A 12598-nucleotide genomic window follows, 5' to 3' on the forward strand; every position below is an offset into this window, starting at 1 on the left:
CTGCCCCCCTGTATCGTTGGCTCAAGACTTCTACGTGTGTCATTGACATCAGAGAACCCCTCTCAGTGGAGCACGAGGTCTTCGCGGCCTACCAGGCTTGCATTTCCGTCCGCCAATAGTCTGTTCATCTGACTGACGTGCCAACGGCGCCGCAGGTCGATGTTGATCGTGTCGAACCGAACGGAGCGTGCCGCAAGCGGGTGACAGTTCGAGGCGAGGACCGTGTTCCACGCACGGATGCCTGTTTTTTCGTCGCAGCCGCACCCGGGCCGGCAGGTGCGGCATCCTTCTGAAAGGGATGACACCCATGCGTGGTCTCACCGTCGCCATCGCGATGACCCTGGCCCTGTTCGCATCACCCGCCACAGCGGACACAGGGCCCTCCCTCCCCGGACCCACCGGCTGGCAGCCGGTCGGCACCACCTCCCTGTATCTGAAGGACACCTCGCGCCCCGACCCATGGGTGCCGTCAGTGAACTACCGGGAGTTGATGGTCTCCCTCTTCTACCCGGCGGCCTTTGCTCACGGTCCGAAGACCCAGTACATGACGCCGGCCGAGTCGGCAGCGCTGCTCGCGGACAGCGGCATCCCCGACGTGCCACCCGACCTGCTGAGCACGACGCGGACGCACTCCGTCCGCAACGCGTTGCCGGCGGGTCGCGTGCGCAGCCTGCCGCTGGTCGTGCTGTCGCCGGGCTACAGAAAGCCCCGGGCCACACTCACCTCTCTGGCCGAGGACCTGGCGAGCCACGGCTACGTCGTGGCGGTAGTCGATCACACCTATGAGAGCGTCGGCACCAGCTTCCCCGGGGGGCGCGTCACCGGGTGTGCCTCGTGTGACCTCCCGCACGACCCGGCGTTCTGGCAGAAGCTGGAACAGGGCCGGGCCGCCGACGTGTCGTTCGTGCTGGACGCGCTGACCTGGCCTCATGCGAAGTGGCGCGGCGCATACCTGATCGACCCGTCCCGCATCGGGATGGCCGGCCACTCCGTGGGTGGCGCGAGCACCCTTCCCACCATGGTCAATGACTCCCGCATCCAGGCCGGAATGAACCTCGACGGCGACACGGACACCCCGCTCCTCGCCCCCGGGCTGTCCCAGCCGTTCATGTTCCTGAGCCACCAGCTCACGCCCACGCTGTGCCAGCCTGGCGTGAACACGTCCTGGGAACGGGACTGGCAGCAGATGACCGGGTGGAAGCGCTGGCTCGAGGTGGCGGGCACGGTGCACGCGTCGTTCACCGACATCGGGCTGTTCGCGGACCAGCTCGGCATCGACCTCGGCGCGAACACCACCGCGGAGCGTACCCAGGCCATCACCCGGGCCTACGTCAACGCGTTCTTCGACCAGCACCTGCGCGGCTGGCCGCAGCCGCTGCTGGCCACGCCCTCGCCGTGGTACCCCGAACTCGCCTTCTGCGCTGATGGGGCGCCTTAGCCCTTCCCCTTCGGGCGGCTCACCGTGAACATGACGATGTTGTGATCCGAGCCGCCGGTCGGGCCGGCCCGGACGTTGGAGACCCGGGCGCCGTAGGACATCGCATAGTCAATCTTGCCGTGGCCGTGGCTCTCCACGCCGCCGTGGGTCTTCATCCCCGCCTGCTGGGCAATCCACCCGGGGGACCACTTCCCCTTCGTCGACGCCGGCTCGTTCCAGTCACCACCGATGAGCAGGCCCTGGTCGGGGTGGTTCTCGATCTTCCTCTTCGCGAAGGCGAGCAGCTTCTCGGAGAGCGACTTGTAGGTGCTCACCCGGTTCTTCGGCCCGACAGGGAGCCCGTTCTTCCAGTCCACCGACGGCGGCTGGTGGGCCGAGACCACCTGCAGCCAGCCCGCGAGCTTCACCGCCGTGGCCGCCCGCGGCGGAGCGTGGCCGCCGCGCACGGTGGTCCAACCGCCGCCCTCGCCCTGGATGGACATGGCCTGCTTCTGCAGCAGGCTGTCCTTGACGAGGATGCCCGTCTCTCCGTGGTCCTTGGCTCCAGGGAAGGTCACCAGGTGGTAGCCCGGAATCTTCTCCAGCGCCTTGTGGTAGCCGTTGATCTCCTGGAGCTGCACGAAGTCGAGGTCGTTGTGCCTGGCGAACTTGCCCAGCCACGCCTGCACGTCCTTGGGATTGCGGTCGCGCTCGACGTTGTAGGTCGCGCCCTTGAGCTTCGACGGGGTCTTGCCCTTGTCCTTACCGCCGCTGGCCTGGGCGCTGCTGGCTTCGAACTGGTCGCCAGCGGCAACCCTGCGGTCACCCTGCGACTTCGGGCGCTCTTCGGCCTTCTGAGCGGGGTTTCCAGCGGAGCCGACGTGGAAGTGGGGGCGGTTGGCTTGGGTTCGCATGGTTTCCCCAATTCTCGGCCTTCGAGAGGAAATGTTTCCTCGGCCAGAATGCAAAAGAACTCCGGGGGGCACTTCCTGGGAGACAGCGGGTCGCACTTGCGCGCACCGCGCCCACCAGGAGCCTTCATGTTCCGGATTCCGTCCGTGTGCCTCTGTTTGTTCGCCTCGCTCGCCATCGCCGGCGAGTCCTCGAAGCCCGCCAGGCTCACCGTGGCCCAGAAGAACGGCTGGGCCGCCTATGACGCGGAGCTGAAGAAGAAGGAGGACGCGGTCAACAAGGCCTGCGGTTCCTCCGTGAAGAGCAGCTACGACCGGTCCACCTACCCCGCCTTCGACCCGCTGAAGGACCGGACCCAGAGCGCGTGCCAGATGGCCGTGGGCACCCTGGTCGAGGTCTGCGGCACCGCGGACGGCAAGGCGGCGGTGAAGGAGTCCGTCACCCAGACGGTCTGCCGGCTGTCGACGGAAGGCACCAAGGTCTCGCTCGATGGCAGCGTGCTGACCATCCACATCGACCCGGGGAACACCTCCATCTCGGGCAAGCGGCCCGAGGGCGCCTACAGCTGGAAGAGCGCCTACGAAGAGCTCCTGTAGCCGCTCACCGCCGGACAGCCCTTCGCCATAGGGGCTTGCGTCCTCCTCCGGGCATGGTCGATCAAGGGCGCTTCCCAAGGAGCGCACTCATGACGACCCCGGTGAACAAGACCGTCCTCTGCCTCTGGTACGAACGCGACGCGGAAGAAGCGGCCGCGTTCTATGCCCGCACCTTTCCTGGCAGCTCCGTGGGCGCCAAGCATCGCGCCCCGGGCGACTACCCGGACGGCAAGGAGGGGGATGTCCTCACGGTGGAGTTCACCGTGCTGGGCTTTCCGTGCATCGGCCTCAATGGCGGCCCCACCTTCAAGCACACCGAAGCCTTCTCGTTCCAGGTCAGCACCCGGGACCAGGAGGAGACCGACCGCTACTGGAACGCCATCGTCGGCAATGGCGGTCAGGAGAGCCAGTGCGGGTGGTGCAAGGACAAGTGGGGAGTCTCGTGGCAGATCACCCCTGCCGCCCTGACGGACGGCATGAGTGATCCGGACCCGGCCACGCGCAAGCGGGTGTTCGCCGCGATGATGCAGATGAAGAAGATCGACATCGCGAAGATCAACGCCGCGCGCAAGGGCTGAACAGGCTACCGGCGCGCCTGCTTTCGGGCGATGAGCGCGCCCTTCAACACCCCTGCCTCCTCGAAGCGGAGCGCGGCGCGCTCGAGCGCCTCGCTCAACGAGGCGACCTCTTCGTGTTGATCCGCGGCGGGCCGGACGAAGCTGGTCACGGCCCTCGCGAGCCTCGCGGTGGTCGAGTTGATCACCACGAAGAAGCCCTTGCAGTACTCGCGCGCCAGGTCAGCGGTCTCTTCCTGATGGGCCGCCAGCATCATCCGCTGTGAGTGGTTCAGCGGACGGGACTTGGAGAAGTCAATCACCAGGACATAGGGCTCGCGTCGCTTGATGAGCTTGCCGAGGCTCTGGAGGATGCTCTCCATCTCCTTGTCCGTCGTGGTGTCGCTGCGCTGGACAATGACGAGGGGCCAGAGTGATTCGTCGAGGGTGTACATAGGGGAGATGTTTCAACCAGCGGAGCCAGGGCCGTGAATCCGCGAAGGCGGCTTCGGTTGAAACATACAATACCCGCGTCTCCCCGTCGCTCAGGTGCACCCCTGGCTGGACAGCCAATTGACGCCGCGGGTCCGTTCTGTCGTGCCGTTCGTCCCACCGCCGTCCACGTTCGAGAAGGACATGGACACCGAGCTCCCGGTCGACTGGTTGGTGATGACCATCGTCAGGTTGTTGGGGATGAGCGAGGTGGAGTTCGGGTAGTTCGCTCCAATCGAGTAGCGCAACCGGCCGCTCGGCAGGCCCCCGCACCTGGCCATCTTGTTCTCCAGCTGCAGCCAGTTGCCCCGGTTGAAGTTGGCATCCTGCGGCACCAGGTTCGCCCGCCCTCCCCAGCCCCCCAGCTGCGAGCCGATGAGGTGTCCCCCGTCGTAGTCGTTGCTGGGGTTCTCCGCGTCCCCCCACTGCCCCACGTTCGTCTGACAGGAGTCGACGCGCGGCGCGGCGGTGATCTTCGGCAGGTCCTTGTACGCCCGGTTCGGACGGCCCACGCTGTCGATGAAGTAGTACTCGCCGTCGAAGCTGTGCCACTTGCTCCGGTCCGTCGACGGGAAGAGCTTCGGGCAGTCGCTGATCAGCTCCGCGGTGACGTTCCCGTGGGCCACGTACCCGATGCCGTAGGGCGCCAGCGCCTCCCGGATCTCCTCCTCCGTGTGACTGTCGAAGAAGTCCATGAGGCCGGTGGGGCCCCCGAAGTCCTGCTCCAACTGACCGGCGACGTCTTCCCCGCCCAGGTCCTCGACGCCGCAGCCACCGAGCCACAGACCCACCACCGCGATTGAGACCTTGTTCAGCATGCGCATGCACCCCGCTCCTTTTCGCGGTCTCGATTATCAATAAAACGAGAAACACACGAGAAGAATGCGACAGCCGTTTTGCATGAAATCTGTCACAGCCCTCCCGGGCCCCTGAGTGCTTGGGCGGCTGTGTGCCATTGACACGCAGGGAGATGGAACGAAGGTTCCAGAATGGACTCGACAGGCGAGTGCCCCTTCATCTCCACCGGGCAGCTTCCACCGGCGCAGCGCGTCCAGGCGTTGATGGACGAGGCGTACCAGCGCTACCAGGGGAACACGGAGGGAGCGTGCTCCCAGGTCTACCCTGCCCTGGCGCGGGTGGATCCCCGGCTCTTCGGCGCGTGCCTGGTGGACACCGACGGCGGCGGCCATGGGGCCGGGGACGTGGACCATCCCTTCTCCATCATGAGCGTCTCCAAGCCGTTCCTCTTCGCGCTCGTCTGCCAGGCCCTGGGCCCCGACGTGGCCCGGCGCAAGCTGGGGGTCAACGGCACGGGCCTGCCCTTCAACTCGGCCATGGCCATTGACCAGAGCCCGGACGGACGCACGAACCCCATGGTGAACGCGGGCGCGCTGGCGACCACGGGCCTCGTTCCCGGCAGCAGCCCCGAGGCCCGGTGGACGTTCATCCATGAGGGGTTGTCACGCTTCGCCGGACGCACGCTCGCGCTCGACGTGGAGGTGTATGCCTCCGCGAGGCGGACCCACCATCGCAATCAGGGGCTCGCCTTCCTGCTGCACGGTCTGGGCTGCCTGGAGGCGGATCCCGTCCTCACGACGGAGCTCTACACCCGCCAGTGCTCGCTGGCCGTGACCGCCAGGGAGCTCGCCGTGATGGGAGCGACCCTGGCGGACGGCGGCGTCAACCCGCTCACCGGCACGCGCGTCGTGGACGAGGAGGTCTGTCATTACACGCTCGCGGTGATGGCCACCGCGGGCATGTATGAAACCTCCGGGGACTGGCTCTACGACGTGGGCGTGCCGGGCAAGAGTGGCATTGGAGGCGGCATCGTCGCCGTCGCGCCGGGAAAGGGCGGGCTGGGCACCTTCGCCCCGCTGCTCGACCCGGCGGGAAACAGCGTCAAGGGACAGCTCGCCGCGAGGTTCCTGGCCCCGCGGCTGGGATTGAGCCTGTTCAGGTCGCGGCCCCCGTCATGGCCGCGACCTGCAAGGTGACACGAAGGCTCGGTTCAGCGCCCTTCGTCAGCGGCAGAGGTAGTTGTTACTCCACTGCTGGGGATCCGAGGGCTCGTACCACGAGGTGCACGTCCTTCCCGGAATCGGCCCCTGCTCGGACCACTCGAAGACGAGCGGTGAGTTCTGGGGCAGGCAGATGAAGTTGTCGTGCCATGCCGTCTGGGCAGGCTCCGTGCTCTCCGTGACCTGCGTGCAGCGCATCCCCGCGGGCGGGGTGCCCACGGAGCTCCACTGCATGCCGATGTCCCGGTTGGAGCAGAGGTAGTTGTCGAGCCAGCCTCCCGCCGCATCGCTCCCCTCGCTGACGGAGGTGCACACCTGCCCCGCCAGCGGCCCCAGTACGGAGAACTGGAGCACCAGCGGCTCCTCCCGGTAGCAGAGGTGGTTGTCGGCCCAGGTCGCCGGGTCCTCCGGCTCGTTGATTTGCGCGCAGGTCAGCCCCGGGAGGGGCCCGCCCTGGGACCAGGAGAACATCGCGTCGGCCGCGGGCGGCACGCAGAGGTAGTTGTCCGTCCACGTCGTCGAGGCCGCCTCCGCGTCCTCGCCAACCTGCGTGCAGCGCATGCCGGCGATGGGGCCAGCCATGCCCCAGCGCATGCCGATGTCCTTGTTCGCGCAGAGGTAGTTGTCGTCCCAGCCGTGCGCGGCGTCGAGCGGCTCATTCATCTGCGTGCACGCCATGCCGCCGATGGGGCCCTTCGCGCTGAAGCGCAGCTTCAGCGGCTCGTCGTAGCAGAGGTAGTTGTCGCCCCAGGAGTGGACGTCTTGCGAGTCGCTGAAGCGGACGCACGCCTTGCCGAAGCGGGGACCCGCCATGGACCAGGTGAACTGGAGCGGAGAGCTGTTCGGGACACAGAGATAGTTGTCGCCCCACGCGTTCTCGGGAGGCTCCGCGCCCTCGACGATGGCGGTGCAGCGCATGCCGGCCACCGGCCCGGTGAAGCTCCAGACAAAGCCCCGGTCCTGCGGAGCGCACAGGTAGTTGTCCGCCCAGATCCCGCCGGGGTGCGTGGGCTCCTGGGTGTTGACGCAGACCATGCCGGGGATGGGGCCGTGGTCACTGAAGGCGAGCCCCTCGAAGCCCTGTGTGACGACAGGCCCCGCGTTGCGGAGTGTCACGAGGAAGGCCTCCAGGGCGTCCAGCTCATGCGCCGACAGCGCGAGCGGGCGCAACTCCGGGTCCACCACGCGCAGGCCGTCACGCACGCGTCCCGGCGGATTGCCCCCGCGGTTGTAGAAGTCCAGCACCTGGCGCAGCGTGGCGTGGCTGCCGTCGTGGAAGTACGGCGCGGTGGTGGCCACCTCCCAGAGCGTGGGCGTCTTGAAGGCGCCCGGCGTGGCGGCAACGCCCGTGTCGTGGGCGAGTTCGTCCGTGAGGTTGGAGCCCACGTGGCAGGCACTGCACCGCGCCTTGCCCTCGAAGAGCTCCTTGCCCAGCTGGATGAGCTCCGGCCGGTGCAGGGTGCCCTGTCCGTCCACCATGGGCTTGCCGGAGGCGATGACCGCCTCGCCCAGCGAGTCCACGCTGATCTGCACCAGCTGGTAGGCCGTGAGCGCCTGCTCCAGGTGGGTGCGGGTGACGGGCGTGTTGCCGTAGACGGCCGCGAAGCCCTGGCGCAGCGACACCTGGTCCGCGCCGGTGTTGATGCGCTCCAGGATCTTGTCCAGGTTCCCGTTCAGCTCGCGCGGGTCCACCACCGGCTCCAGCGCCAGGTCGTTCAGGTCCTGCGAGCGGCGGGCGAAGAACTGGTTGGTGCCGAAGACGCGGTTGACCACCGTGGGCACGTTGAGCGGCACCGGCTGCACGCCCCGCGCCGTCGTGCGCCCATCCGTGAAGGCCTTGTCCGGATGGTGGCAGGTGGCACACGACAGGAGCTCGCCCGTGCACGGCTGGGTCGCGCCCGTGCAGTCCTGGGCCTGGCTGACGCCCGCGGCATTGGTTGACAGCACCGGCGACTTGAACAGCGCCTCTCCCACCGCGACGAGCTGGCGGAACGCAGCCGCCTGCCCCGGCTGGAGGAAGGGACTGAAGGACGCGGGCACGCGCAGGTCTTCCTTGCGGACGAAGCGGGGGAAGCCGTTCGGCTTCAGGCTCAGCCCTCGCGGGTTGGTGGTGCTGAAGTAGCCCGCGAGGAGCGTCTCGGCCTGGGTCGGCGTGAGGAAGTCCTGCCGGCCGGAGAAGGCCCCCGCCGACGCAGCGAGTTCCTCGAAGGGCACCGCGGCCGAATGGAACATCAGCTCGTCCATGAAGAGCACCTCGCCGGAGGGGCAGTTCGTGCACACCCCCGAGGGCCCCACCTTCATGATCTCCCCCGAGCCGGCCTCGGCCGTGCCGGTGAGGATGGCACCGGCCTCCAGCGGGAGCGAGTGGACCACCGCTCCATTCACCATCAGGAAGACGCGGCCCTCGTCCGGGGCAACGCGCAGCGCCACGTGACGCCAGCCCACCGCCTGGGTCGCGACGGAGGCGGTCAACGGGAAGAAGGGCAGACTGTTCGGGGCCACCAGCGTCAGCGTGTGCGCGCCCGTGGTGGGGGAGACGTAGTTGACTTCCGCCAGGAGCACGCCGCTCTGGAGGTACAGCCTCCACAGGCCGTGGTGCCGGGCCAGGGTCATGCTCATCGCGGAGGGGTCGGACAGCATCAGGAAGGCCACCTCGGCGGTGAAGCCGCTGCTGAAGTCCTGTCCCGCGAGGCAGCCCTTGTTGCGGCGGCAGGCCGGAGCATCCACGCCGTTGACCGCCACGGAGACGGAGCCGGTCGCATCCATGCTGATGGCGGTGCCCCGGAAGCCGGACAGGTACCGCTCGTCCTGCTGCGCTCCGTAGACCTCGCCCACGAAGCGCGCCCCGTTCTGGAGCCGGCCCAGGTAGGGATGGATTTTCGGCAGGGCGGCGCCGTTCGCATCCAGGAAGTCGGTGTTGCTGGAGATGTCCTGCGTGAGCTTGTGCGCGCGCAGGACGGGCGGCGTGAGCTTCGACGCCGCGACCTCATAGAACATCTCGTTCATCGGCAGGTGCAGCAGGCAGTTGGGGCTGATGCTGCAGGAGAACGACGTCTCCCAGTACTGCATGTTCGTCGCCTTGGGCGTGTTCACCTCGGGGATGAGCCCCAGGCTCACGTACTGGGTGCGCGCGGCGTCGAGAAGGCCCTCGCTCTGCGTCATGAACTGGAAGAGCGGCCACTGGCGATGGATGGGCAGGGAGCTGCCCTGCGGTGCGCGGTTCTCCGCCCAGAACCCCGTCGCCGTGTTGAGGAACATGGGAGAGAAGGGCCGATGGACAAACGCATCCACCGCCGGAGGCGGCGTCATCAGTTGCTGCGGATTGAAGCGCCGGAAGTTGATGGTGCTGTCGAGCCGGCGAATCATCCAGCCCGTGTGCTGGCCGAAGGCGTAGAACTGCATGCCCGTGCCGCTCTCGTAGCTCTGGGCGAGGTCCAGGTCGGCGTCAGCCAGGTCGCCGTGAATGGCCACGTTGGGGCGGCAGAAGACGTCAGTGCCTTCTGGCGTGATCCACGTGTAGCCGCAATAGGTGTCCGAGGGACGGGAGCCGTCCGCGAGGAAGAAGGGACGCGCGGCGAGCGGGTACACGCGCGCGAAGTCTTCGTATTGCGTGGCCGTACAGGTCGGCTGTCCGGTGGTGGGATTGAGGTGGCGGCAGATGCTCCGCACGCCCTCCACGTCGTTGGCCACGTCGTCGAAGAGGTTGAAGAAACTCCGCTGGACGGTCCAGGTGTCCGGATTCCAGGGGGTCTCGTTGTACGTCCAGATGCCGCGCTGGGCGGACACCAGCCTTGCGTCCGCGGTGACACTGGCCTCGAGCGCGTAGAGATAGGCCGGCCCTCCCGCCTTGGCCGGACTGATGGAGATGTGGACGTCGCTGGTGAACCGGGCGGAGACGACGTTGGGAGCGGCGGCCCGCGCCACGGTGCCGGTCGTCGTGTCGGGGCGGCGCGCATCCACCACCACGACCGCCTCCGCCTGGGTCAGGACCATGGCGCCCGTGCCAGTGGGCTGGCCGCCCGGCTTGCCCAGCTCCGACAGATAGGGCTGGAAGTAGAGGAGCCGGTAGCACTCGAACGGGCCGCCCGGGGCCACGACCGCGTCGCGCGTCGAGGGCGTGGCGTTGAGGCAGTCCGCCGCGGCATTGACCGGGAAGGGCTTGCCCGAGGGCGAGTACCGGGGATCCAGCGCGAGCGCGCCCTGCCCCGGCAGGTCGAAGGGCCTCAGGTAGGAGGTGGGCCCAAGCACGGCATCGGGGCTTGGGTTCTGGGGATCCACGAGCGTGATGTTTCGGCGGATGAGCGGGGGGAGCGCCAGATCCACGGTGCTGCCATGGGCCATGGACGTCTGGAAGATGGGCGCCCCCAGTGCAGTGACCTCCATGATGGGGTCGGCCAGGGCGGTGAACCGGGCACGCCACACGCCCTCCGCCACTGGATAAACCCGGACGCCGAGCCTTCCATCCGGAGTCAGCAGCAGCGGATCAAACTGCTGCGTGACGAGCGCGTTGCGCAGGGAGATGGAGCCAGGGCTGGTGATGGGGGCGCCCGTCAGGGGCGCCGTGCCTTCCGCCAGCTGCTCCCGGGGGCGCTCCTGCCCCTCCTCCGTACATCCAGGCATGACGGCACATGCAACGACGAGCGGCACGAGTGCCGCCCACGAGCTTCCACTTCTCATATGGGACTTCCCCCTCAAGGGGAGCCCCTTGGCCAGCCCCCCGTAATGACACACACGTCTCGGAACGTGCGCGCCTGATTGCCTTGAATGTGTGGAAAGGATCCCCTGTAAAGCAGGGGCAGCCCTTCACGGTCGTGGATGCAAGCAGCCCTGAAGGCACACTCCTCCGGAGAGGAATCGGGCCTCGGGGTCGACTCGAATGAAGGGGAGCTACAGCGACAACAGGGCCAGACCAGTACCAGAGTTCAAGGAGTTTGCAAACCCTGTGTGCTGGGCACCTTCTTGACGCTGCTCGACCCGGTGGGGAACGGCGTCAAGAGATTGAGCCAGCCCAGGTCGCGGCCTCCGTCATGGCCGCGACCCAAGGCTTTGCCGCCTGTTGCGTCAGCGATTACCAGCTTCCGTCGTAACCGGTGCCGGTCCGGAGGGTCAGGTAGGTCTCGTCGCAGCGGTGATCGATGTTGCCATTCGCATCGTAGTCGCACTCATAGACGCCACTGCCGATGTAATAGCTGTGACCGCCCGCCGCCAGGTTGGCGCTGCGGTTGGTCCTCATCGAGGTGTTGTACTTGTAGTCGTAGAACGTGGAGAGGTAGTTGAGCTGGACGGCGGAGCTCAGGTTGACGGGGATGCTCCGGGCGCGGTCGGCCCAGAAGGTGGCGTAGTACGCCGTCTCCACGTGGACGTAATAGGTGTCCTGATACCGCGCGGTTTCGACCGCCTCCAGGGTGACGAAGGGCACGCTCGTCAGCGCGGCGCGGCTGTCGACGACGGAGGACGCCACCACCTCTGTCTTCTGCTCAGCGGGAGCATCCATCTCCGGCTGGCAGGCATACATCAGGGGAAGCAGCGCGAAGGTTGCGGCAAGGAAGGTACGGTTCATGGGGGTCGGTGCGAGTCGTTGGTTGGGTTGTCATTGGGCCGGGAAAGGCCCGGCTTGATTTGAATGAATTCCCGAGAAGAAAAACAATGCAATAAATTCCGCGAAAGATTTCCCAGACTCGTGGAAATGAAATCAAGCATTCTGACTGTAAAGACTATCGGCGCGCCGGCGCCTCATGATGAGCCCTTGGACGGAGGCCTGGAGCACCCAGCCCAGCGCGACCAGCCCGGAGAGCAGCCCTATTGAGTCTCCGATGCGCGCGTAGAGCGTGGGCACCCGGCCCACTGGCAGCTCCGCGCGCAGCACGCGCTCCTCCGCCGTGAAGTGATCCAGTTCGCCATACACGCGCCCGTAGCCATCCACCGCCACGGACAGCCCCTGGTTCACCTGCCGCACCATGCTGAAGCCCTGCTCCACCGCGCGGAACACCGCCTGCCGCGTGTGCAGCGGGCTGATGCCCTTCCAGTCGCTCGACGGCAGCAGCAGCAGTTCGAGCCCCCGGGCCGAGGCGCTGGCGAAGACCCCCGGGAAGTCCCCGTCGAAGCAGATGGCGCCTCCCAGGACTCCCACGCCGGGGGCCTGGCTCACCGCCGGCTCCGTGCTGCCCGCGATGGAGTGCTCCGCCTCCCACCCCGGCACCGGCCGGGACTTCACGTAGCGCCAGGCCACCTTGCCCTCCGGCCCCACCAGGATGAGCTCGTTGCGCAGCATCCGCTCCGCGTCGGGCGTCAGGCTCGCCACCGACATGCCGAGCCACACGCTCCGCTCACGCGCCAGCGCGCTTCCCCGCGCGACGAGCGCATCCAGCTCCGCGGCCAGGACCACCGCGTTCCCCTCGGACCAGAGGAGGAGCTTCGCCCCCTTCGCGGCCTCCTGCTCCGACAGGCGCAGCAGCTCCTCGTTCACCGCGCGCGAGGCCGCGGCGAAGGCGCGCCAGTCCTCATCCGCGAAGGCCTCGCCCTTCATGAGCCGGGACAAGCCCGCCTCGCGGCCCGTGGCCACGTCCCCCGCCACGGTGATGCCCGCCACCCGGACGGGCTCGCCCACCC

10 protein-coding genes are annotated in these 12598 nt (G+C 67.5%); 4 read left to right on the plus strand and 6 right to left on the minus strand.

Annotation, left to right across the window (positions count from 1 at the left end; translation table 11 throughout):
- Nucleotides 1-307: 307 nt before the first annotated feature.
- Nucleotides 308-1438, plus strand: coding sequence for an alpha/beta hydrolase family protein (locus D7X96_RS15085; protein WP_121770036.1), 1131 nt, complete (start codon nucleotides 308-310; stop codon nucleotides 1436-1438).
- Here the strand turns inward: D7X96_RS15085 and D7X96_RS15090 are convergent.
- Nucleotides 1435-2331, minus strand: coding sequence for an endonuclease/exonuclease/phosphatase family protein (locus D7X96_RS15090; protein WP_121770037.1), 897 nt, complete (start codon nucleotides 2329-2331; stop codon nucleotides 1435-1437). The two genes, D7X96_RS15085 and D7X96_RS15090, sit on opposite strands and share 4 nt — an antisense overlap.
- 126 nt (nucleotides 2332-2457) lie before the next feature.
- Between D7X96_RS15090 and D7X96_RS15095 the strand changes: the two genes are divergently transcribed.
- Together D7X96_RS15095 and D7X96_RS15100 are read left to right on the plus strand one after the other, a co-directional pair.
- Nucleotides 2458-2925, plus strand: coding sequence for a hypothetical protein (locus D7X96_RS15095; protein WP_120552469.1), 468 nt, complete (start codon nucleotides 2458-2460; stop codon nucleotides 2923-2925).
- An 89-nt stretch (nucleotides 2926-3014) separates the two neighbouring features.
- Nucleotides 3015-3503 (plus strand): VOC family protein, encoded by a 489-nt coding sequence (locus D7X96_RS15100; protein WP_120552470.1) that lies wholly within the window; start codon nucleotides 3015-3017, stop codon nucleotides 3501-3503.
- 5 nt (nucleotides 3504-3508) lie between these two features.
- Here D7X96_RS15100 and D7X96_RS15105 read toward each other — a convergent pair whose 3' ends face one another.
- Nucleotides 3509-3934 (minus strand): hypothetical protein, encoded by a 426-nt coding sequence (locus tag D7X96_RS15105; RefSeq protein ID WP_121770038.1) that lies wholly within the window; start codon nucleotides 3932-3934, stop codon nucleotides 3509-3511.
- A 90-nt stretch (nucleotides 3935-4024) separates the two neighbouring features.
- Nucleotides 4025-4795 carry a DNA/RNA non-specific endonuclease gene (locus D7X96_RS15110; RefSeq protein WP_121770039.1) on the minus strand — a complete coding sequence of 257 codons (771 nt, stop codon included), beginning with the start codon at nucleotides 4793-4795 and terminating at the stop codon, nucleotides 4025-4027.
- Nucleotides 4796-4960: 165 nt separating this feature from the next.
- On the opposite strand from D7X96_RS15110, the gene glsA reads away from it, so the two are divergent.
- Nucleotides 4961-5965, plus strand: a complete 1005-nt coding sequence (gene glsA / locus D7X96_RS15115) for a glutaminase A (RefSeq protein ID WP_121770040.1) — start codon at nucleotides 4961-4963, stop codon at nucleotides 5963-5965.
- Nucleotides 5966-5992: 27 nt separating this feature from the next.
- Here glsA and D7X96_RS15120 read toward each other — a convergent pair whose 3' ends face one another.
- The 3 genes from D7X96_RS15120 to D7X96_RS15130 all read right to left on the minus strand — a co-directional run.
- Nucleotides 5993-10609, minus strand: coding sequence for a cytochrome-c peroxidase (locus D7X96_RS15120; RefSeq protein WP_158626586.1), 4617 nt, complete (start codon nucleotides 10607-10609; stop codon nucleotides 5993-5995).
- Between the two features lie 448 nt (nucleotides 10610-11057).
- On the minus strand, nucleotides 11058-11549 hold the full coding sequence (locus tag D7X96_RS15125) for a hypothetical protein (protein WP_121770042.1): 492 nt from the start codon (nucleotides 11547-11549) through the stop codon (nucleotides 11058-11060).
- Between the two features lie 132 nt (nucleotides 11550-11681).
- A partial coding sequence (locus D7X96_RS15130) for a nitrilase-related carbon-nitrogen hydrolase (RefSeq protein WP_279637393.1) occupies nucleotides 11682-12598 on the minus strand: 917 nt, incomplete at its 5' end.

Origin of the sequence: Corallococcus interemptor (assembly GCF_003668875.1) — a bacterium.
Classification (GTDB): domain Bacteria; phylum Myxococcota; class Myxococcia; order Myxococcales; family Myxococcaceae; genus Corallococcus; species Corallococcus interemptor.